This window comes from Amazonocrinis nigriterrae CENA67, from assembly GCF_016056305.1.
Lineage (GTDB): Bacteria > Cyanobacteriota > Cyanobacteriia > Cyanobacteriales > Nostocaceae > Amazonocrinis > Amazonocrinis nigriterrae.
In genome coordinates, this window is record NZ_JAECZC010000005.1 from 1 (window position 1) to 21,674 (window position 21,674).

Here is a 21,674-nt window from a genome sequence, read left to right on the forward strand (position 1 = left end):
CTCCCCCGCTCCCCTGCTCCCCCGCTCTTCATATTGCGTCAATATTTTTAATCTAGAAGCTGTTTCTTCTGGTTTACCAGAGAGAGGAAAAACTAAAATACTCTTGATTTCCTGGTTATCTACTAATTCTTTTAAGCGATGTAATTGTTGGTCGGTAATAGCAATTCCAGCATAATTTTTAGCATAATTTAATTCTTCTTTGAAATTTGCCTCATTATAAGCTTGAATAAACACTCTATCCACATGCCACTTTTGCCAATCAGCTGCAAAATATCGTTTAGCCCAATAAGGGTTATGATGACAAATATCAAAACTAACTGAAGAATTAGCTTGTTTCATTGCAGTTATCATTTGCTGCAAAAATTTAGTTAATTTAGCAGTGCGATCAATTTTGCCAGGTAATTCAGCATAATAACCTAGATAATCATCCCATTGAACTGCATCAATCTTGGGATACTTTTGGACGAACTCTACTAAGATATTCTTAAATAAATTACCAACATTAGGAATCTGCACATCAAGAACATAATGATCGATACCAACGTAGGTTTTATCTACACCAGGAACAACCCATTGGCGAGAAATCGCTAAATCATAAATTGGACTGTTTTTGTCTATTTTAATCCCTTTCTCGAAATAAGCGTGAACTTGCATACCCTGTTTGTGTGCCTCATCAATCAACCAATCTAACCATCGGTCTTGAAACTGATTTGGGCAACTTTTATACCCTAGCGTTTGCTGCAAAACTTCGCTATTGTACATTGTGCAACCATTACCCCAAACACCGTGAATAATCGTATTAATTCCTTGAGAGCGATAGTAACGCACTCTTTCGCGAATAGTTTGCTCGTCAGTATTATTGGTGATTTGGTAGCGACTTAAATAAATTCCTCTAATTACTTTTTTCTCCCAAGGAGTTTGGAGTAATGGCGTTTTTGGACGTGTGATTGTTGGAATTACAGCTTGTTTTTGATTTGATTGAAGATTTTTAGCGCTTGATAAAAATGGTGTGGGAGTTGAAGAAGTAATTGGATTAGGAGTTGAATAAGCAATTGGACTAGAATTCAAAATCGGAATAGTTATTTGTTGAATATTAACTAAAAATTTACTGATGTCTAGATTCCCTTTCTGGCTGAACCACCAATAACCACCTCCAAAGATCAGTATGATTAGAGATAACGGAATATTTGAGCATCCACATCCATTTGGCTTTTTCTTTTGGTGCGACATAGTAAGAAGATGATTTTCTGGAAAATTAAAACTATATACAGATTGCTACAATTTGGCATCTGTATTTTCCCAAATTAATCTCTAAAAAAATTATGTTGTAGTGGGTTTGATTAGCCAAATTAACCAAATGAATTTAGACAATATTTTCTGAAATCGCGTAACAGTGTAATAGAAGTTGCCCTATCAAGAAGCAGAAATTTTCAAGTTATATCAATTCTCCAAAACAAGGCAACACATGCAAAACAGATAATTACTTAGACTCAATGGTCATTGCCATAGATAATTTTTGATTGATTGTTGTTTGTTCTGCACTACCTTGAGATTTTTGAATCATCTCTGTATTACTATCAAAAGATATGGCTGAACGAGTTGGCATCAGTTGGTTCAGTGCCAGAGTTGATTGTCCTTGACCCGTCCCATCATAGGATTTTACAGTTAATGTTACTCCTGGAGGCAGTCCTGGTGTAGTCAACTTTTGGAATGATGATGCTAACTGTTTGACGTTGATGTTGAGGGTAGCAACATTATTTTTCAGATTTACTAACTGATAAGTAGCTATCTGTTTGAGATTCATTCCACCAACATTCAGCGTCGAAGTAACTCGCCACTGAGATCCTATACCCACAGCTTCTTGAGGAACTGGCGAAGAAAGTTGTTCTAAAGAATTCGTCATTTGCTGCATAATTTGTTTGAGGTTTGGATCTAAATCCGTGGGCAAAACCAACTTAACTTGTTTCGTGTAGCCGCGATTATCTACAATCACAGAACCCTTAGTACCAACTATCTTTTTTAGTTGCGAACGTACTGTATTTAATAATTGTGACGGCATATTTGTATCACCTATAAAATTTAGATCAGAGTAAGAAAAGTCGTAGTGAATATCTCCATTGGGATCAATTTTGGTGACATTTGTTTGTAGGGTCATCACAGTCGCTGGCTGTTTGAAAGTAGGTAAGGGTTTACCTGCAATCGATATTGCCATGTTCATATTTACAGTCATAACTGCTGTTTGCTTAAAGTTAACTGGAGGTTGGAAACGCAGTTTTTGTTTAGTTCCAGTTCCTGCATTGAGCAATTCTATTTGGGGTTGTTTGATAGCGAGGGAAATTTTCGTAGCATTATTGACTACTTGTTTAGCTTCCAATGGAGTTTTTGCTTTGACGGGTGTGACTGAAGGCTGTAATCCCAATTCAGCAATCAGAAAAATCATCCCACCAATAACAAAGGTTCTTTTCATGAGGTTGAGTAAGGATAAGATCGATTTGCATCTTAGCCGATTAATACTAATTCGTAATTCGTAATTCGTAATTCGTAATTGTAGAGACGATTCGCCGAATCGTCTGTACTCAGATATAGCGTGGGTTTCGGGGTTTGAATGTGTTGCCAGATTTAAGAGAATTGGTATAATCTACAAAATCACCAACCCAGGATATTACGTAATCATATTTCACTCTTGACCTGCTCAAGAGTATTCGGAATGTGCAAACTAAAGCAAGGGAAGCCTAATTTAGAAATCTGGTTTGTGTCCGCGTAGATATTTGAAGTATGCCGTAAAATTTTTCTGTAAAAAACAAAATTTTTATTTCTAGCATATGAGCAATACACAAGCTTTGTATATTGTCAAGCGTCCTACTGGAAATTGTGAAATCGTCCCCAGCAACCAAGTTGGGGACGATAATCCAGAGATTATAGAACAATGGGGGCCTTTTACTTCCGAAGAAGAAGCGATCGCCCGTCGCATTGGATTAATTAGAGCTGGCAAATGCCAACCAGTTTAGTTCAAAGGAATTGGGCATGGGGCATGGGGCATTGGGAATTAGTTATTTCTCCCCCTACTCCCCTTCGGGTGACGCTCGCAAGCTCGCTAACGCTGCGCTAACGCCACTTTGCCAGACGCTCGTTCGCCCTTGGCGTCTCCCCTTGGGAGAAGACTCACTAACGCTGCGCTAACGACGCAAAGCGCCAAGACGGCAAGTGGACTCACCTACTCACCACTCCCTACTCCCCATTCCCCTATTTTTCTGCATTCGTAGTTCCTTTAGCAGCAATTTGTTTGCCTAGGACTTCTACTGCTTTGGCGAATTGGGGATCTGCTAATGTAGCGAGTTTATCGCGTTCATTGAGCCATAAATCCTGTCGTTGAGCATCAGTCAACTCCACTTTGACATCTGGATCAATCCCATGCTTATTAATATCTTTATCACTAGGTGTGTGGTATTTAGCAATAGTTACTGCTAGTCCCGAACCATCTTCCAAAGGACGTACCGATTGTACTAGTCCCTTGCCAAAGGTTTGAGTACCGACTAGAGTTGCACGCTTGTTATCCTGCAACGCTCCTGAGAGAATTTCACTGGCACTGGCTGAACCTTTATCCACCAACACTACCAGAGGTTTATTTGTTAAAGCCCGTCCATTGGCTGTTTCCCGCTCTCGCTCACCTGCGCGGTCAATTGTGGAAACAATTGTACCTTTATTCAGCCACATACGGGCAATTTCCACACTAGAGAATAGTAAGCCACCTGGATTACCACGTAGATCTAGAACATATCCAGCTACCTTTTTCGATTCTAAATCTTTAATGGCGGTTTGCATTTCCTTGCCAGCATTGGCGCTGAACTGATTCAAGCGAATGTAACCAAGGTTGCCCACTGGTGTTTGTTTTTGGGAATACTTCACCGGATGGATTTCAATCCGCGCCCGTGTGATATCAAATTGTTTGATTTGATTGTTACGCCTGATTGCCAGTTTGACTTTTGTTCCAGCTTCACCTCGGATTAGAGATACTGCCTCGTTAGTATCCATCCCCTTGGTACTTTTGCCGTTAATTTCCAAAATCTCATCTTTTGCTAGAATTCCGGCTTTAAATGCAGGTGTATCTTCAATTGGCGCAATCACAACTAGTTGCTTGGTTTTTTCATCCTGACTGATTGTGATACCAATACCTGTGAGTTCTCCAGAGGTATCCACTTGCATATTCTTGAATTCCTCTGGATCCATAAACCGGGTGTATGGGTCATTGAGCTTTTTGAGCATTTCCCGGATGGACTTGTAAGCTTCTTGCTGACTACTGTAGGACTTGTTCAAGTACTCCTTACGAACAGCCTGCCAATCTACTTGGTTAAAAGTACCATCTACGTATTGGCGGTTAACAATTTGCCAAACTTCGTCTACCGTTTCCTTGGGACTAGCTTTAAATAAAGCCTGACCTCGTGAGTGAATGCCAAGGCTAGTAACTGCGATCGTGGAGAGTGTTACTGCCGTAGCACCCAAAACAAGCCTATTTTTTGTAATCACCATAATGACAGCTTTGTCAGAGGGAAAAAATTATAGTCAGTATGCCCAATCTAACACAGGGTACTACTGTAACGGTCGAGCATGTATTTCTAATTTCATTAAAATACTTGACAATCCGGCGAACTGGGCATGGGGAGTAGGGATTAGGGAGTAGGGAGTAGGGAGTAGAGAGTAGGGGGAGAAATAACTAATACCCAATTCCCAATTCCCAATTCCTAATTCCCAATTCCCCAATTTATTCAAGGTTCTACCCAGCGTCCATCTGCTTTAATTAGGTTGATCAATTCTTCAACTCCTTGTGTTTCTGGGACTTTTTTAATTTCTTCTCTACCACGGTACAAAGAAATGTAACCAGGGGTCTTGCCAACGTAGCCATAATCTGCATCAGCCATTTCTCCTGGGCCATTCACAATACAACCCATAACTGCTATGTCTAACCCAGTTAAATGCTTGGTGGCTTCGCGGACTTTGTGCAGGACTTCTTCTAAATTAAACAAAGTGCGTCCACAGGAAGGACAAGCGACATATTCCACCATTGTTTTCCGCAATCCTAAAGCTTGCAGAATGCTGTAGCAAACAGGAATTTCGTTTTCTGGTGGTTCTGTCAGTGACACCCGAATTGTATCTCCAATTCCATCAGCGAGCAATGTAGCAATACCAGCCGTGGATTTAATGCGTCCGTATTCACCATCACCGGCTTCTGTCACGCCCAAATGCAGAGGATAATCCATACCCAGTTCATCAAAGCGTTTTGCCAAAAGGCGATAGGCGGCTACCATTACAGGTACCCGCGAGGCTTTCATGGAAATGACTATGTTACGAAAATCTAAAGATTCACAAATGCGAATGAATTCTAAAGCAGATTCCACCATTCCTTCTGGAGTGTCACCGTATGTAAACAGCATCCTTTCAGCAAGGGAACCGTGATTTACCCCGATTCGCATCGCTTTACCCTGGTCACGCAAAGAAACCACAAGAGGTTCTAGGGTTGCGCGGATTTTTTCACCAATTTCATCGAATTCAGCTTTGGTATATTCTGTTCTATTGGGGTTGGGTTTTTCAAATACATACAACCCTGGATTAATCCGTACTTTCTCTATGTGCTTGGCGACTTCCAAGGCAATTTTCATGCCATTGTGATGCACATCGGCGACTATTGGTACGTCTTGGTAAGTTTTAATTAATTTTTGTTTGATTTCTGCCAATGCTACAGCGTGAGCTATGCTTGGCACTGTAACGCGGACAATTTCACAACCAATTTCGTGCAAACGACGAATAGCTGCAACGGAACCATCGATATCAAGAGTGTCTTCGTTAATCATCGACTGCACCACCACGGGATAGCCACCGCCAATTGTGACATTTCCCACCTTTACAGGTCTGGTTTTACGCCGTTTGATAGTTGTATCAAATGTGGGTTGGCTTGATGTGGTGTCGGATGTTGTGGGGGTTGGCAGAGTTTGCATAACCTTAGTTCGGTGAATTTGCTGTAGCTCAATATCAGATGGAAAAGTCTCTGTCTTTCAGATTGCCACAGTAAGAGCTTTTGTGGACAACGAGATAGCAAAAAAGAAAATAAAGAGTCAAGTGGAGAAGGATCACCAAGTAAAAGGGACTGGGAGTTAGGGATTGGGTACTGAGGACTGGGTAAAGAGCGGAAAAATTATCGAATTTGTTTTTAACTCAGTATCTAATTCCCAAAAATAGGTATATTTATTAGCCAGTATCGCTAGCAGTACCGTAAATTTATTTAAAAAGCCTGAAATATCTTAATCATTATCAGTAAATTTTCCCTTGTATCAAAAATACCACTACAGACAACATATGTATAAATAATACATTTAATAAGACTTATGCGTAGGGTATTTAACTTGAGGGAAGTGGTGCAGAATCAGGTTGGTAGTATTATCAGGTTTGCAATTACAACCTCAATAGCATTTTCAACTGCAACATTCTCTAATTGGATAAACTACAAAAAACGCTGCAACCTTCTCAGAAGCTACTGATATCGACTATTTTATCACTAATATTTCTTCATCAATTGTCACCTCAGAATGGATAGTCAATACCTATTCTCAAAGAAATTGGGTGGAGTTTTTTTATCGAGAGGCCAAGGGCTGGTTAGGATTGAAAGAATATCAAGTGCGAGATAAAAGAAGTCTAATGAGGCATTTTATCTTGGTGTTCTGTGCCTATACTTTTATTCTTTGGCATCAGCTGACTGGGGGGTTAAGACGAACATGGGCAAACAAAGATTTGAACACTTTTATTGAAGCTTTAGAAGCCTTCCGAACAGCTATGTCTTTTCGGTTTTTTGACTGGCTGACCGTTCATCGTGACTTGTTTGCTGCTTATAAAGCTAGTTTGGGCTTCATTTGGGCATAATTTTTGTTTAAGTCCCGTTAAAAGAAAGCGCACATAACTGAATAACTTTATCGAACAGATGAGTTATTTAAAAGTATAAATGAATAAACGAGCAACTCCACTATTCCAACAGTTGATTGACCCTAATCCCCAAAGCTTTTGTAATTGTTGGATTTTCTCTAAGTCACAAGCGTAAGCTTTGATGGTGACAAGCTTGTATTGCTCTATTTCTAGTAGTGGCACTGGTTGAGTGGTGTAATAGTCGCAATACCCCAAAGTGGTTACAAGGTTTTGCAAATCCTGGTCATTGGGATTTTCTTTGACAAAGTGACCAGCAAGCTTTGCAGCATAAAGCAATTTTGACCCAGTTGCACCTTTACAATCGCGGGCAATAAAGGTATCTTAAAAAAAACCAAGAAAAATATGATGATTGCACAAGAATATCTCATAGCCAAACAAAAGACGCTGATAAATAATCAGCTATCTCAAAAATTAAATAGCGGTAAATACAAATTGAATGAATTTGCCGTAATAGCTCACAATATTAGTTTTTGGGTAATGTCGTTCCAAGACTTATTGAGAATAAATTTATCCCAAGTTACTGATAAAGAATACTATCAACTTGTTCGACAGCATCTTATGGAAGATGTAGGTCATGAAAAGTGGTTTTTAGATGACCTGGAACTAATGAATTTGGAACAACCAAACTTGCAGGTTTTATATAGTAAACCTCATGCAGATGTAAGAGATGCCACTTTTTCTCTGATGTCAGAAGTATTTCGGGCTACTTATGACTATGAAAGAATTATTATCATACTAACGTTAGAATCAGCGGGCCATGTTTTTTTTGAATCTGTTGCTAATTTTGTCGATAAACACAACTATAATCATAAGTTCAAATATTTTTCCAATCATCATCTTGGCATTGAGAAAAAACACGAACTTTTTGAGGATAAAATTCAATTATACCTCAATAATATACAGCTAAACCATGAAGAGATGAATAACATTTCTAATATGATTGATCGCATGTATAAAGCTTTTGAGTTAATGTTCGACGGATTAGCGATCGCCATGTCTTAGAGGTTGTTTGAAAAGTAGGGGATGTTGTAAAAAAGCTCTCTCAGTATACGCGCTCGTATAGATAATAAACAGCACCGAGAGAGTGGTATGAGTAAAGCTTACCCTAGTAACCTAAGTTTGGAACTATATCAATTAATGAGTGACTTAATTCCGGAAGCGAAACCGGGTGGTCGCAAGCGTGAAGTTGATATGTGGGAAGTGCTGAACGCAATTTTCTACATTTTGACAGAGGGAGTCAGATGGCGATGCCTGCGGCAACCCGAAGCGGGAACGCTACCGGGAGATTTTCCTCCCTGGCAGACTGTGTATACATATTTTCGCAATTGGCGCATTGATGGGACTTGGCTGATGATTCATGATCAACTCAAAGATTGGACTCGAATTGAGATAGAACGCCACCCAAGCCCATCCGAGGCAATCATTGACAGTCAAAGCGTCTCAAACCAAAGCGACGGGATGAATTATTAAAACAAATCGCACAAGCAGAGAGTGATTATGCTCAGGGTAATGTCCGGCGTGGTTCAGTTGCAGACTTAATGGCTAAGTTGGACAAATGAAAAATTTGGTTTGGAGTCTAACTTTTATTCGAGCTTTTAAATGTGTACTTAATAAAAATCTGGAATTACGTTCTCAAATTGAGCAAGTATTACAACAAATAGCTGAAGATCCATTTCATCCTAGTTTACGTAGCCACAAGCCCAAAGGTGATTTATCGAGTAGATACTAATGTTCGATTGATTATAGTAATCGTCTTTTATTTAGATTTTTTACAAATCCTGAATCAGGAGAAGAATAAATTTTATTGCTAACATTAGGCTCTCATGATGATGTTTACTAAATTAAGTATTGTTTTTAACTAAACCAACCCTAATAATTCCAGGACTTACGCAAAATTATGAAAAAACGAACCACCCTACCCTTCGGGAACGGCTTCGCCGAACGGGTTCAGCAGTGACGCTCCTGCGTCGCTAACGCTGCGCTAACGCAATCGACGCAAGGCAGAGGCACTCCGTTGGACGGGTTTCCCGGCTTGAAGGAAGTGCCGTCCAAGATTGCGACTGCTTCACAAAGGACGCAAAGGACACGTACTGCGAAGCAGAACCCGTTCCCTCGAAGAGGGTTCCCGCAGGGTAGGGTAGGAATAGGAGTTTCAGAGAGTTCTTGCGTAAGTCCTAAATTCAACCATCAGTGCAGATTTTATATGAATACTCAAATACAAACTCAACTCCCAATACCGCAACACTTTAACCCCAATCAAGTCGGCGAAGTCTGGCGTGTACCCTACCAACAACGCGCTGCTGAAGCTGAAGTATGGGCGAAACAACATGATATCAAACCAGCATCTTTAGATAAAACCCGGATTTGCCTACTCTTAATTGATGTTCAAAACACCTTCTGCATCCCAGAATATGAATTATTTGTCGGAGGAAAATCAGGAACTGGTGCAGTAGTTGATAATCGGCGATTGTGTGAGTTTATCTATCGTAATTTACAAGCGATTACAACAATTATACCGACATTAGACACTCACAAAGCAATGCAAATTTTTCACCCGATTTTTTGGGTGAATGCCGCAGGTGAACATCCTACACCAGCAGCGACTAATATCACTCCAGCAGATATAGAACAAGGAATTTGGAAAGTTAATCCACCAGTTTCTTATAGTATTACTAACGGCGATTACGAATTATTAGAAAAACACGCTTATTATTACGTCCAACAACTAACTCAAAATGGTAAATATCCTCTCATTGTTTGGCCTTATCATTCAATGTTGGGCGGCATTGGTCATGCTTTAGTTTCATCGATAGAGGAAGCAATCTTTTTTCACTGTATTGCTCGTCAGAGTCAAACGCAATTTGAAATTAAAGGTGAGAATCCCTTAACAGAAAATTATTCAATTTTACGTCCAGAAGTATTGGAAGATTTTGAGCAACGTCCACTTGCCCAAAAGAATACAGGTTTGATTAAGCAACTTTTAGAATTTGATGCTGTCATTATTGGCGGTCAAGCTAAAAGTCACTGTGTAGCCTGGACAATTGAGGATTTATTAACAGAAATTAATCAGGTAGATGCTTCCTTGGCTCAAAAAATCTATTTGCTAGAAGATTGCACTTCCCCCGTTGTGGTTCCGGGTGTTGTTGACTACACAGAACAGGCAGATGCAGCATTTACAAGGTTTGCACAAGCAGGAATGCACATCGTCAAATCTACGGAATTTGGGAATTGGAAATTGGGAATGGGTCATGGGGCATGGGGCATAGGGCATTAGTTATTTCTCCCCCTGCTTTTTCATCTCCCTCATCTTGATGACTTCAGATAATCTTTGGGATCTTTTGCTACCCAACCTAAATCTGAGCTAGCACGCATTTCAAAATGGAGGTGAGGTTGCTTGGAAGTCGGTTGTCCAGTAGTACCAACTGTTCCTACCAAGTCTCCTTTGTTGACTTGCTGACCAACGCTAACTTTGATACTGTCAAGTTGGGCATAGCGGCTTTGAAGTCCGCCACTGTGGTTAATAATTACCAATTTGCCATAAGTACCTTGATCTTTAGCAAATACCACTGTTCCAGGGGCGATCGCTTCTACAGGGGTACCTACTGGTGCTAATAAATCTACACCGCTATGAAAGAACACTTCTCCAGTATTAGGATTAGTCTGCCAGCCATAAGGTAATCCTACAGTTTTAGCTTGTGCTAAAGGATACCCTGATATAGATACACTGCTGCTTGCTTCTCTACCAGCAGGCGCAACAGACGCGCTAACGGGGCGATTCGGTGATGTATTTCCCGATGGAATAAACACCATTCTAGGGTTTTGTTGACAACCATTCACCTCAAACAGTGTATCCGCACGGACTTTATACTTTGCTGCGACTTGTCGCCAAGTTTGACCGCTGGGCACTTCCACAACAATCCCATTGTAAGGAGCAATTTGAAGTTCGCTACCAACAGTCAGACCGCCATTTCTCAAACCTGGATTCATATCAATAATTGTTGCAGGATTGAGATTGTAGCGCTGGGCTATGCTGTCCAAAGTCTCACCACGAGCAACTTTATGACGTTGGAAGCGAGATAGGGCTGGAATTGGACAACCCGGTACAGCAGCATCAGCACTGTTGAAATTTCCAAGTGTCGATACTAGTCCAACAGTGCTAACCAAGCTACAGAGCAAAAACAGACGATAGGGAAAAGCCATATATATACTTCAAGAGAGCGCTAATTTTAAATTTTAGATGGCGAGTTTGGGGATTGGGGGATGGATGAGGGGGATGAGGGAGATGAGGGAGATGAGGGGACAAGCGAAATAAGTAATACCCCATGCCCAATGCCCCATTCCCAAAATCTTTTCTTTTTCTATCTAAATGCATCTGTCCAGTTGCCGTTTGCTTGACTACACTTAGAAATTAGCAACTGCACTGCTGTCCTTAAACTTGATGATTATGAAATTATCCTTAAAGCAACTGGCTATCTATCTATCTATACTGGCGATCGGTGGCGGTGCAGGTTTGTTAAGCAGTCGCTATCTATTGCCACAAAATCACTCGTTTCAACAGTTAAAAAATGTCACAGTGGCTTCGCCTCCAGAATCAGTAGTTCCTAATTCTGTGAGTGGAATCAATAGCCCTACTGGAGGCGATAATGTCAATTTTATTGCCACGGCTGTGCAAAAGGTCGGCCCAGCGGTAGTACGAATTAATGCTACCCGCAAAGTTCCCAATCCCATCTCTGATGCTTTGAAAAATCCCTTCTTCCGCCGATTTTTTGGCGAGGATGAGCAACCAATTCCCCAAGAGAGGATTGAGCGCGGTACAGGTTCAGGATTTATTTTGAGTGAAAATGGGGAATTGCTGACTAATGCCCATGTAGTCGCGGATACAGATACAGTACAAGTGACTCTTAAAGATGGTCGGACTTTTGAGGGTAAAGTAGTGGGAGTTGATGCCATCACAGATGTGGCAGTAGTGAAAATTCCCGAAAATAAATTGCCCACTGTGAAGCTAGGCAATTCACAAAATTTGATTCCTGGACAGTGGGCGATCGCTATTGGCAATCCTTTGGGTTTAGATAATACTGTCACCATTGGCATCATCAGCGCTACAGACCGCACCAGCGCTCAAGTTGGTGTTCCAGATAAGCGAGTCAGTTTTATCCAAACCGATGCCGCAATTAACCCAGGTAACTCTGGTGGGCCTTTGTTAAATGCCCAAGGTGAAGTTATTGGTGTTAACACTGCCATCCGTGCCGATGCTCAAGGACTTGGTTTTGCCATTCCCATTGAAACTGCTGCCCGCGTTGCTAATGAACTATTTACCAAAGGGCGTGCAGAACATCCTTTCTTGGGGATTGAAATGGCAGATTTGTCTCCCACTAAAAAACAGCAAATCAATCAAGAAAACAAGCTGAACATTCAGCAGGACACGGGCGTTGTTATTAAAGGTGTCATGGAAAACTCACCAGCAACAAAGGCAGGACTGCTTCCTGGAGACGTAATTCAAAAAATTAACGGTAAACCAGTTAAAACAGCAGCCCAAGTACAAAAGCTGGTAGAGTCCAGTTCAGTTGGCGATATCTTGGTAATCGAAGTTAATCGTAGCGGGAAAATTCAGACTTTCAAAGTGCAGTCAGGAGTTTATCCCAGCAAATAGTTGAGAGTAGCTAGGAGTTAAGAGTGAGGAGTTAAGAATAAGAAATCGTGGTTTGAAGTTTGGAAAAAGGAATTTGCTGTTAAAAGCTTTCCTTAACTCAGAACTCCTAACTTCTAACTCCTAACTTCTAACCCCCACGTCATAACTTTTGATCTAAATGCATTCTTTGTTCCATCTGACGTAAGAAATACCCTGTCATCATCGCTGACGCTAATAGCCCCGCTAAGTTATCCCTATCTGTAGTAATTTGCACATTGAAATTTTCCGCGGGGAGCATTCCCACCAGCCCTTGGACGTTCTGCGAGATGATTTGTTTAATTTCGGGGCTGACGGACTGAGCGACGCGAGCTAGAACTTCAGGAGACTGATGTTGCAAATATTTGAGTAACTGGTTAGATTGTTCCTCAAAGTGGTCATTAAGAAGCTGATTAGGGTGTTCCTCAGAGTTGTCATTCAAAAAGTTAGGATCAAACACCATTGGCAGTTTTTTTTAGCTGAGTTGCTAATTCTACTTTAAACCATAGTACAAGGGTTATGCATTCTCCACGGGTATAGGCTTTACTTCTACCTTAAGAAAGCTAGTAGCTTGCCAAAAAGATTTTGACAGGCGGGAAAAGGGTAAGGGGTAAAGGGGCGCATGTTTTTAATTTCTTTCCCTTTCCCCTTTCCCCTTTCCCCGGTCTTCACCTGTCAACATTTCCGTGGTGAACTACTAGGGGGATGGGGAGATCGAAAGATGAGGGAGATGAGGGGGATTAGGGGGATGAGGGAGATGTGAGAATAAAGACTGACAACTGACTCCTAACTCCTCACTTCTGGCTCCTCACTCCTACCTTCTGCTACTGATTCTTCTTTGACTGTAAGGTCTAGTTCTAGTTGTTCTTCTTTTTGATTATTGGACAATATCTGAGGAAGCTGCTCGATTTGGAAATATTGATGAAATTTTGACGTTACTTGTAACGAGTAGGAGCGAGAATCATTATCTCGGCGTTTGCGTACAAAACCAAGTTCAACTAGTTCTGGAACATGTTGATATACTCCAGAACCGCGTAATTCAATTAATTCGCTTTGTAGTATGGGGCTATTCAGGGCGATCGCTGCTAAAGTTCGCAATGCGCCTAAACCTAATTCTACAGGAATTAGTGTTTGTACAAGGTCATGAAAGTCAGGCCGCAGTTGCAGACTGTAACCATTTGGAGTTTCTACAACTTCTAAGGCGCTATCTCGACGGGCATAATTGTCAATCAGTTCAATTATGCCTTCTTCAACTGTGGCGCGATCGCACGCGGCATACTCGGCAATTTCGCCGAGCGACAAGGGCTTACCCTTTAAGTAGAGAATCGCTTCTATCTTAGTCGCTGTGGCTGTAGTCATTAGGCATTAGTCATTTGTCATTGGTCATTTGTCATTTGTCATTTGTCATTAGCAACTACAACTAACAACTGACAATTAACCAGGATGATGAACTGGTGTGTGGGATTATACAATAATTTTCGACAAAAGTCAAGTATGTCTTAACATAACCAGATTTGGTTAGTGGCTTGTCCAAAATTTTTGTCACATAATTGACCAAAACTAGGGTGTGAAGTGTGGGGAAGAAAAAATTAATTGTATTTTTGTACATCCTCCCCTGCACTAATAGAGGTACAGAGCTTGACAGCAATTACTCTACACCCGGCACCCACAAGAGCCACACCCTTCTAATTGAATTTTTACAAGCCTCGACTGCTGAGGATAAATTCTGCGATCGCTAGATCTTGTGGAGTGGTCACTTTTAAATTTGTCTCCTCACCTGGGACAATTTGCACTTCGATACCGCACATCTCAAACAAAGCCGCATCGTCAGTTACTTCCCACCCCTGACGAACACCTTCAGCGTGGCACTGTTTTAACAACTTGACATTAAAACCTTGGGGAGTTTGTGCTGCCCATAGTTGCTGTCGGTCGGGTGTACTTTGAATTATGCCATTTTCATCCACAACTTTGATTGTGTCTTTCACAGGCACGGCAGCAATTAAACCAGGACATTGGCGAATAGCTTGGGCACAAGAATTAAGTAAATCTGGTGTCACTAAACATCTAGCGCCATCGTGAATTAACACTTGCTCTGCGGCAGCTGGCAGCGCTTGCAAGCCGTTGTAAACCGATTCTTGCCTGGTAGAGCCGCCAATAATTAGTTCTACAGGTTTACTGAGCTTGAGGTCGGCGAGAATTGCTTTAAAATCTGGCCAATCGGTGGGTTGGGAAATAATTCCTATCCACTCGATTGTACCGGCCGCTGCTGCCGCTTTCAGAGTCCAAGCAATAATTGGTTGCGATCGCACTTCGAGCAGGAGTTTATTTCGGTTACTCCCCATTCTTTTACCGATTCCCGCAGCTGGAATTAATAAATACACAGAAATCCTCAATCTTGAAACTGGCAATAGGGAATAGGTAATGGGTAATGGGTAATGGGTAATGGGTAATGGGTAAGATGTGATGACTAATAGTAAAATCCAATTACCAATTCCCAATTCCCAATTACCTATTCCCAATACCCAATCCCCAATACCCAATCCCTAATACCTATATTCCCCTAAAATAGGGAGCGAGTACGCGTCAATAAATATTATGCGAGTAGTAGCCCTTGTACCTGGTGGGATTGGCGATCAAATCCTCTTTTTTCCAACTTTAGATGACCTGAAGCGCTATTACCCCAACGCTCAGATAGATGTCGTTGTTGAACCCCGGTCAAAGGCTGCCTACCGGGTGAGCAAGTCAGTAAATGAAGTACTGGCCTTTGATTTCAAAGACCGTAACAGTCTGGCAGATTGGGGCAACCTGGTAGGCTCGATTCGCGATCGCGAGTACGATGTCGCCATCGCTGCTGGGCAAAGCTGGTTAGTGGGTCTTTTCCTGTGGTTGACAGGAATTCCCAAACGCATTGGCTATCAAGGCAAAGGAGCCGTTTTTCTCACCGATGTTGTTCCGTTTAAACCGTCTCAGTATGCGGCAGCAGTTTACCACGACTTGCTGCAACCATTAGGTATTAAGTCCCCTACCCCAGAGTTAGCACTGAATGTGCCCAAACCAGATATTGAGTGGGCACAAAGGGAACAAAAACGTTTAGGGGTGAATGAAACAGGCTATGTCCTAATTTATAACGGTTCTGACCAGGTATCCCTGGCTACAGATGCGGATACAATCTATCCTGTGGGTAATTGGCAGCAAATTATTCAAGACTTTCAATACAAGCAACCAGATTTGCCTGTGGTGGTCGTTAAAGGAGCTGACAATGAGCAGTTTGTGCGATCGCTGTTGGAGTATTCTCCAGAAATCAAGGTGACTACCCCAGATGATATCGGTAAATTAGCTGCCATAATCGCTGGAGCGAATTTGATGTTGTCCACAGACAGCGCACCACTGCACCTAAGTGTGGCAGTACAAACCTATACTATTGGATTATTTGGCTCCACGGAACCAGCAAAGTTATTACCCAAAAACGATAGATTCCTAGCCATTAAATCCTCTACTGGTAAGGTGGCAGATATTCCGCCAAAAACTGTTTTGGAGAAAATCTGGGGTGGTTAAACCAGCGGTTTTCTTAAAAATGCTGCCATTGTAAAATTTCGCCACACTCGTAGTTTGGTGAGTGCGTCTTAGCTGGCAAATACTTCCATCGAACAGATCTAGTCTTGAGCTTATAACCTCTACCCAATTTTGGTGCTATTACCACCTGAAATCCGCTAAATTTAACCTGGTAAATTTGGCGGATTTTGGCTTTTTAATCAAAAAAATCATCTAGCAAAGCTTTATTCAACTTTCTAATTCCCAGGACTTACGCACAGGTAACGGAAAATCGTAGACGCGCAAGCGGTGAGGGAGTCGCAATCTTGGCGGTTCCCGTCGATTGCGTTAGCGCAGCGTTAGCGACGCAGGAGCGTCACTCCCGAACCCGAAGGGCTTCCCGCAGGATACCACAGAGAAGCCAGTGCGTTGGGCGGCGAGCCGCTCTTGTTGCAACTGGCGCGACGCAGAGGACACAGAGGAATGAGGGTTTGAGAGGTTTTTGCGTAAGTCCTAATTCCAATTCCCAATTCCCAATCCCCTGTTCAAAATATCTCAAACAAGGCATCATCTAATTCATATCCGAGCATTTTTGCCATAGACTTGAGCCGCGATTGCCACGGGATATTTTGCTGTTTTAACCAATCACTCAAAACAAAAATTTTGTGCATCAAAAAGATTTCTAAAGCTTCAGGATTGTACTGAATACCTTCTTTAGAACTGAATTGGTGTGGTACAAGCATGGCAGTGTAACGGGCTAATTCCCCAGCTTTCCAATCTAGTAAAAATGGTAACCAAGGATATTTAGCATCCAAACGGACGAACCACAGCCGTAACTCTGGAATTTCTGAAAGTTCTCGCGGATCGCCAGGTTCTAGCGTAAAGTCAATATCAAAGCTTAGCTGCTGTTCATGGGAAGCGACTCCCTCTTGCAGCAATTGCTCAATTACCGTTAATGCAGGCGACAGATCCAGATTGTTAATGGAGTCAGTATTGATTGCGATCGTGATTGTCATTGACTCACCAGCCACTTTTTTATGCTCAACAGTAGGATCGAGAATCCACAGTACCAGCTTTCAGGGATTCACGCTAGATTTGCCGCATAGCAAAATCAAAACACGATTGATGAGAAGGGTGTGGGGGGTAGGGTGTAGGGTGTGGGGAACCTCATACTTCAAAGCAGGGATTTCTCTGCAAGGGCGCTGTATTTCAAGATACGTAGTATAAGAAATACATCTTTTTCTTTTCCATCAATAGATTTAGTTGCTCTGTATCCTTTTGTTTGGGGCTATCTCTTCCCCACACCCCACACCCTAGTTTTGGTCAACATTTGAAGAAAAATCTTCTGTCTAGGCATTATCAAGCATGATTGCCAATAAGCACGAAACGTACGATTATCACCAGCCAACTTAACATTCAATCTTCGTCACCTCCCTTTGGCAGCAGCAACACCTGCCATGTGGTGGACATTTTTAACAATTTTAAGTTAAAGTTGTAATGAGTTTGTTTTAGATTAGGGTGTGGCTAAGTAACTGTCAGCAAGCAACTACAATCATCACCTCAAAGTGTGAATTTCGCAGCAAGCAGAAGCAACAACACAGCTAGAGGTGAAAATGTGGTGCAAAATATCCTTGTATATAAAAAAACTAATAAACATTGAAATGGGAAAATCCCCCCAGTAGTTAACAGAATTAACTATGCAAAAGCAAGCAATATCTACAAAACCAATTCGTTCCTTAGAAGATGCGCTTGAGCAGTGTCAGATACTGGGTATGCGTGTCAGTCGCCAGCGTCGATTTATCTTAGAACTGCTGTGGCAAGCAAATGAACACCTTTCTGCTAGAGAGATTTACGATCGCCTCAACCAGCAAGGTAAAGACATTGGTCATACTTCTGTTTATCAAAACCTAGAAGCCTTATCAAGTCAAGGCATAATCGAGTGTATTGAACACTGCGACGGGCGTTTATACGGCAATATCAGTGATTCTCACAGTCATGTCAACTGTATTGATACCAACCAAATTCTGGATGTGCATGTAACGCTGCCAGAAGAATTCATCCGTCAAGTTGAACAACAAACAGGAGTACGGATTACTGAATATACCATTAACTTTTATGGCTATCGCAATTCACAAGAACAGTCATCACCAGATATTAATGGTCAGTAGTCATTGGTCAGTGGTCAGTTGTTAGTGTTCAGTGAGAAATCGTAAATTAAACCATTTTGGATTTTGCGAAAAGTTGCGTGCGGTGAGTCCAGCACTGCGGGAGGGTTTCCCTCCGCAGGTGACTGGCGAACCCGAAGGGGGGTTCTCCCCGTTGAGCAAACTTTTCAAGACGGATTTTAGATCAATAAGGCTTTGAGCAATAAACATTGTCCTAACCTATGCGACTACAACTATAACAGCTAACAGCTAACAACTGACAACTACTCACGATCATAATCACCAGGATTAACACCAAAAACTGTCTCATCCTCGGAGGCATCATCGTATAAATCTATTGGCGAAATTGCTTCCCCTTCTAAACTTTCAATTAGCTGCATCTTGGAAGTATTGTTAACCCAAGTATCTGTGTTGGCAGCATTATTGACGTTAAGAATAGATTGCTGTGAAACTAAGCTTTTCAAGGTTTGAAACTGTTCTAGAGAGAATAAAGCACCATTGAGTGCGGCAGTTTCTTTGTCAGCCTCAGAGAGAATAGCATCAACTAAGCAGGCATTGGTGAGATTAACGGTTTGAAGATTCACTCCTGTGAGGTTAGCGCCAGCGAGGTTAGCACCGATGAGGTTAGCACCAGTGAGGTTCGCGCCTGCTAAATTTGCCCCAGTCAACACAGCATCTGATAAATTGGTCTGTTCAAGATTTGCCCCAGCTAACATTACTTGTGATAAATACGCTCCTGAGAGATTGATTCCAGCTAGGGATTGGGCGCATATTCGCTTGTTGAAACTGTTATTAGACAAAACTGCTGCTTTACCAAGCAGTACCAGCAGTGCTTCTGGATAAAACTCTGCCATATTGGCTGGATGACCACAAGGGCAAAAGGTGACTTTTGTTTCTCGGTGACAAGCACTCAGTAATAAAAACGTATTTACTCCCGCATTGGCATTGATTTGCTCTACATTCACCGGGTTGTGCAATGTGTGAAAATGAGTTAAGGCTTTGTGTGCTATGCCTTCATCCAACCAACGACCTTGACAGTAAGCACGCCAGAAAGACTCAAGACGTTGTAATAAAACTTCAAAACAAAAGTCACTGTTCTGCTGACGCCGTAAAGTTTCAATTGCTAATTCTTCAATTTCTGGAGTGAGAATACCATAACCGAGTAAATTGTAGAGGTGCTGGGCGACGCTAGCAGGAGAGTCAAGGATAAAACTGAGCGTTCCATAAGCATCTTCTTGGCATTGAGTCAAGCTTTGCAGTTGAGCAGCAATAGCTTCCGCACACAAGTATTCTCCGAATTTGGGATGAGAGAATTCTGTTTTATTTGTCAGTTGTCTATTGTCAGTTGTTAGTTGCTGATGAAGACTCACTACTGACAACTGACCACTGACAAAAGAGCGGAAATAAAAAGCTAGTAGGGTATTTGTATTGAGATCTTTAGGTAGGATAACTTGATAGCGATCGCTATGTAAAATTTTCAAGGCGATTTGTTGCATCACATCAAGTATGTCTTGGGGATGGCGACCATCAAGTAGATTAGCGATCGCTTCTGGTGTACGGTGGATATGAGCTGATCCTGACCGCAATAGCATTGTTGTAATTTCCCCAGTTAGCGGATAGCCCAATAACCACCGCTTGAGACGATGGTTAATTTCCCACAATAAGGCTGCACTGGTATTTTTGGGACTGTTAGTGGCTAATTGCAACACCAAATCATCGATGAGTCCATCACGGTGCAAAACGCCTAACAAGTACAGCATCAAGGGTTGGTGGACAAGGGCAGAGAGTTCGGGAAACTGGGATTTGCTAGCAAATAACCCTGTCTGCTTTAAGAAGGTAAAATAGTTTTGAGCAATGGGTAAAGATTGCACTTTTGCCCATTGTTGAAACCATTGTTTCAGTTCTTCCACATCCAACGGCTGGATAGAAACCCGTCTGAATTGTAACAGCATATCCGGGGCGATTTCTGGCAAAGTCGAACAGCGACTTGTCAAAATAATCTTATGTCGTCCCTGAGATTGAAATTTCAATAACTGCTGAATAAAAATTACTCTTGCCCTTTTACCCTGTCGAGAAGCAGGCAATTCATCTAAACCATCAAGCAGTAACAGACAGCGGGGATGATCTTGTTCTAGCCAACTGCTGAGCTTGGTATGAGAACTAGCCAGAAAACCAGAATTGAGAGTTTCTGCTAAAGAATTGCCATACTTGACATCACGTAGTCTAATGATTATGGGCATCCAGGTAGGATAAAGTTCCTGTGCCACTTGTGCTGCCCAAATTTGGCAGAAACTGGTTTTACCATAACCAGGTTTCGACTCAATGACGGCAATAGTTTTTAAATCAGCTAGTTGTTCCTGCGCCCATGCTGTTAAATTAATTGCTGAAGCTGTCTTTTTGTCTGGCGTTGAGGTAGTTTCCTCTACTGGCAAACCTCTGGGGGTTACATAAATATCCTTAAGAGCAAAGGATTCCATCAGCAAGGGTGTACTGAGTATTTGTACCAGACTTGCTCGGTAATTTTCTCGATGCAAATCAATTTTGTCACCTTCCAAACCACTGGAGGATGTTGCTAACACTCCAGAAACTAAATTTTGCATATGGCTAGCGCCCCCTAAGCGGACAAATTTTTGTAGTTGAGCTAAAGGTGGGGCATTCTGAGCAATAACTGTTAGAAGATGTCCACCAAGGGCGTGTGACAAGCGCTGAGTTAACAGTTTAGCTTCTAGTTCTTCTGCACCGTTGACGATAAACCAAGCTACACTGGCATTGTTCATCTGTTGCACCAGTAATGAGTCTGCCATCAAACTGAGTGCTTGTTCGGCTTGAGTGTCAGTCAATTTACCAGGACTGAGAGTTTTCAGTAAGCCTTGTAGTTTCGCATCCTGGAGAATAAGTTTGCTGACTCCTTCTTTAACGATTTGTGGTTGGGCGGGTATCATCGCCCGATTTACCCAAGGTTTTTGTAAGCTTGCTTCTTGGTCTAAAACTTGTTGTAGAGCTTGCAAATAGGCAATTTGAAACGCCAGCCATGTACCTTCGTTGCGTTTTAAAGCTTTTTTTTGGCTGAGACTACGTAACAAATGTTCACTCAACAAAGCAATGACGGTAATTTCTTCCCAAACAGCCTCTAAAGGCAGTTCTAAGACCTCTGCAAGAGTACAGATGTCAAACGGCATGAGGCTTTTGACTTCCATATCCTGAACAATACGGTAGGCAATACCTGCTAATTGACCAGATGAAAACCCTCTAATTTCTTTGATTTGGATATGGCGTTCTGCCAACCAATGCCGTATGTTCAAGTTCATTTAATTACATACTTAATAGCTGCCTATGGCAATTAT

The 21,674-nt window shown here is 41.8% G+C and carries 18 protein-coding genes and 2 pseudogenes; 9 read left to right on the forward strand and 11 right to left on the reverse strand.

All coding sequences use genetic code 11. The annotated features are described in order from the left end of the window. Both I8748_RS04460 and I8748_RS04465 read right to left on the reverse strand, forming a co-directional pair. Positions 1-1,230: family 10 glycosylhydrolase (locus I8748_RS04460; protein ID WP_198123469.1), on the reverse strand; the 1,230-nt coding region annotated here is incomplete at its 3' end. 250 nt (positions 1,231-1,480) lie between these two features. Further along, positions 1,481-2,467, reverse strand: coding sequence for a DUF6263 family protein (locus tag I8748_RS04465; protein WP_198123470.1), 987 nt, complete (start codon positions 2,465-2,467; stop codon positions 1,481-1,483). A gap of 355 nt (positions 2,468-2,822) precedes the next feature. On the opposite strand from I8748_RS04465, the gene I8748_RS04470 reads away from it, so the two are divergent. Continuing rightward, on the forward strand, positions 2,823-3,008 hold the full coding sequence (locus I8748_RS04470; RefSeq protein WP_096552614.1) for a DDE transposase family protein: 186 nt from the start codon (positions 2,823-2,825) through the stop codon (positions 3,006-3,008). Positions 3,009-3,243: 235 nt separating this feature from the next. Here the strand turns inward: I8748_RS04470 and ctpC are convergent, their stop codons facing one another. Then, a complete protein-coding gene (gene ctpC / locus I8748_RS04475; protein WP_198123471.1) occupies positions 3,244-4,527 on the reverse strand; it encodes a carboxyl-terminal processing protease CtpC in 1,284 nt (427 codons plus the stop codon). 236 nt (positions 4,528-4,763) lie between these two features. Beyond that, positions 4,764-5,990: a (E)-4-hydroxy-3-methylbut-2-enyl-diphosphate synthase gene (gene ispG / locus I8748_RS04480; protein ID WP_198123472.1), complete on the reverse strand. Its 1,227-nt coding sequence runs from the start codon at positions 5,988-5,990 to the stop codon at positions 4,764-4,766. A 511-nt stretch (positions 5,991-6,501) separates the two neighbouring features. Here ispG and I8748_RS04485 point away from each other — a divergent pair. After that, positions 6,502-6,909 (forward strand): annotated as a pseudogene (locus I8748_RS04485) (transposase); the annotation flags it as partial. 63 nt (positions 6,910-6,972) lie between these two features. Here the strand turns inward: I8748_RS04485 and I8748_RS04490 are convergent. Continuing rightward, positions 6,973-7,245, reverse strand: a complete 273-nt coding sequence (locus tag I8748_RS04490; protein WP_198123473.1) for a hypothetical protein — start codon at positions 7,243-7,245, stop codon at positions 6,973-6,975. Positions 7,246-7,311: 66 nt separating this feature from the next. On the opposite strand from I8748_RS04490, the gene I8748_RS04495 reads away from it, so the two are divergent. From I8748_RS04495 to I8748_RS04510, 4 genes and pseudogenes are all read left to right on the forward strand, one after another. Next, a complete protein-coding gene (locus I8748_RS04495) occupies positions 7,312-7,971 on the forward strand; it encodes a hypothetical protein (RefSeq protein WP_198123474.1) in 660 nt (219 codons plus the stop codon). Between the two features lie 87 nt (positions 7,972-8,058). Further along, positions 8,059-8,409, forward strand: a pseudogene (locus I8748_RS04500) (transposase); the annotation flags it as partial. A 115-nt stretch (positions 8,410-8,524) separates the two neighbouring features. Continuing rightward, entirely contained in the window at positions 8,525-8,698 is a 174-nt protein-coding gene (locus I8748_RS04505; RefSeq protein ID WP_198123475.1) for a plasmid stabilization system protein, read from the forward strand. Between the two features lie 474 nt (positions 8,699-9,172). Beyond that, a complete protein-coding gene (locus I8748_RS04510) occupies positions 9,173-10,243 on the forward strand; it encodes a cysteine hydrolase family protein (RefSeq protein WP_198123476.1) in 1,071 nt (356 codons plus the stop codon). 29 nt (positions 10,244-10,272) lie between these two features. Here I8748_RS04510 and I8748_RS04515 read toward each other — a convergent pair whose 3' ends face one another. Next, on the reverse strand, positions 10,273-11,169 hold the full coding sequence (locus I8748_RS04515; protein ID WP_198123477.1) for a LysM peptidoglycan-binding domain-containing M23 family metallopeptidase: 897 nt from the start codon (positions 11,167-11,169) through the stop codon (positions 10,273-10,275). A 244-nt stretch (positions 11,170-11,413) separates the two neighbouring features. On the opposite strand from I8748_RS04515, the gene I8748_RS04520 reads away from it, so the two are divergent. Next, positions 11,414-12,619 carry an HhoA/HhoB/HtrA family serine endopeptidase gene (locus tag I8748_RS04520; RefSeq protein WP_198123478.1) on the forward strand — a complete coding sequence of 402 codons (1,206 nt, stop codon included), beginning with the start codon at positions 11,414-11,416 and terminating at the stop codon, positions 12,617-12,619. Positions 12,620-12,758: 139 nt separating this feature from the next. Here the strand turns inward: I8748_RS04520 and I8748_RS04525 are convergent, their stop codons facing one another. From I8748_RS04525 to ispD, 3 genes are all read right to left on the reverse strand, one after another. After that, positions 12,759-13,097 carry a DUF760 domain-containing protein gene (locus I8748_RS04525; protein ID WP_096552624.1) on the reverse strand — a complete coding sequence of 113 codons (339 nt, stop codon included), beginning with the start codon at positions 13,095-13,097 and terminating at the stop codon, positions 12,759-12,761. Between the two features lie 323 nt (positions 13,098-13,420). Then, entirely contained in the window at positions 13,421-13,993 is a 573-nt protein-coding gene (scpB, locus tag I8748_RS04530; protein ID WP_198123479.1) for an SMC-Scp complex subunit ScpB, read from the reverse strand. A 338-nt stretch (positions 13,994-14,331) separates the two neighbouring features. After that, complete coding sequence (ispD, locus tag I8748_RS04535) at positions 14,332-15,015, reverse strand: 2-C-methyl-D-erythritol 4-phosphate cytidylyltransferase (protein WP_198123560.1); 684 nt, start codon at positions 15,013-15,015, stop codon at positions 14,332-14,334. Between the two features lie 214 nt (positions 15,016-15,229). Between ispD and I8748_RS04540 the strand changes: the two genes are divergently transcribed. Continuing rightward, entirely contained in the window at positions 15,230-16,189 is a 960-nt protein-coding gene (locus tag I8748_RS04540) for a glycosyltransferase family 9 protein (protein ID WP_198123480.1), read from the forward strand. 521 nt (positions 16,190-16,710) lie between these two features. Here I8748_RS04540 and I8748_RS04545 read toward each other — a convergent pair. Beyond that, positions 16,711-17,181: a CRR6 family NdhI maturation factor gene (locus I8748_RS04545; RefSeq protein ID WP_198123481.1), complete on the reverse strand. Its 471-nt coding sequence runs from the start codon at positions 17,179-17,181 to the stop codon at positions 16,711-16,713. Between the two features lie 681 nt (positions 17,182-17,862). Here I8748_RS04545 and I8748_RS04550 point away from each other — a divergent pair. Next, positions 17,863-18,333: a Fur family transcriptional regulator gene (locus tag I8748_RS04550; RefSeq protein WP_198123482.1), complete on the forward strand. Its 471-nt coding sequence runs from the start codon at positions 17,863-17,865 to the stop codon at positions 18,331-18,333. 260 nt (positions 18,334-18,593) lie between these two features. On the opposite strand, the gene I8748_RS04555 is transcribed toward I8748_RS04550, so the two are convergent. Continuing rightward, positions 18,594-21,638: a pentapeptide repeat-containing protein gene (locus tag I8748_RS04555; protein WP_198123483.1), complete on the reverse strand. Its 3,045-nt coding sequence runs from the start codon at positions 21,636-21,638 to the stop codon at positions 18,594-18,596. Positions 21,639-21,674: the final 36 nt, after the last annotated feature.

Excerpts from the sequence above, each read along its gene's own strand:
- ispG (WP_198123472.1), bottom strand. The coding sequence starts at position 5,990 with ATGCAAACTCTGCCAACCCCCACAACATCCGACACCACATCAAGCCAA.
- I8748_RS04465 (WP_198123470.1), bottom strand. The coding sequence starts at position 2,467 with ATGAAAAGAACCTTTGTTATTGGTGGGATGATTTTTCTGATTGCTGAA.
- I8748_RS04525 (WP_096552624.1), bottom strand. The coding sequence starts at position 13,097 with ATGGTGTTTGATCCTAACTTTTTGAATGACAACTCTGAGGAACACCCT.
- I8748_RS04545 (WP_198123481.1), bottom strand. The coding sequence starts at position 17,181 with ATGACAATCACGATCGCAATCAATACTGACTCCATTAACAATCTGGAT.
- I8748_RS04470 (WP_096552614.1), top strand. The coding sequence starts at position 2,823 with ATGAGCAATACACAAGCTTTGTATATTGTCAAGCGTCCTACTGGAAAT.
- I8748_RS04520 (WP_198123478.1), top strand. The coding sequence starts at position 11,414 with ATGAAATTATCCTTAAAGCAACTGGCTATCTATCTATCTATACTGGCG.
- scpB (WP_198123479.1), bottom strand. The coding sequence starts at position 13,993 with ATGACTACAGCCACAGCGACTAAGATAGAAGCGATTCTCTACTTAAAG.
- ctpC (WP_198123471.1), bottom strand. The coding sequence starts at position 4,527 with ATGGTGATTACAAAAAATAGGCTTGTTTTGGGTGCTACGGCAGTAACA.
- I8748_RS04495 (WP_198123474.1), top strand. The coding sequence starts at position 7,312 with ATGATGATTGCACAAGAATATCTCATAGCCAAACAAAAGACGCTGATA.
- I8748_RS04510 (WP_198123476.1), top strand. The coding sequence starts at position 9,173 with ATGAATACTCAAATACAAACTCAACTCCCAATACCGCAACACTTTAAC.
- I8748_RS04555 (WP_198123483.1), bottom strand. The coding sequence starts at position 21,638 with ATGAACTTGAACATACGGCATTGGTTGGCAGAACGCCATATCCAAATC.
- I8748_RS04515 (WP_198123477.1), bottom strand. The coding sequence starts at position 11,169 with ATGGCTTTTCCCTATCGTCTGTTTTTGCTCTGTAGCTTGGTTAGCACT.
- I8748_RS04550 (WP_198123482.1), top strand. The coding sequence starts at position 17,863 with ATGCAAAAGCAAGCAATATCTACAAAACCAATTCGTTCCTTAGAAGAT.
- I8748_RS04505 (WP_198123475.1), top strand. The coding sequence starts at position 8,525 with ATGAAAAATTTGGTTTGGAGTCTAACTTTTATTCGAGCTTTTAAATGT.
- I8748_RS04540 (WP_198123480.1), top strand. The coding sequence starts at position 15,230 with ATGCGAGTAGTAGCCCTTGTACCTGGTGGGATTGGCGATCAAATCCTC.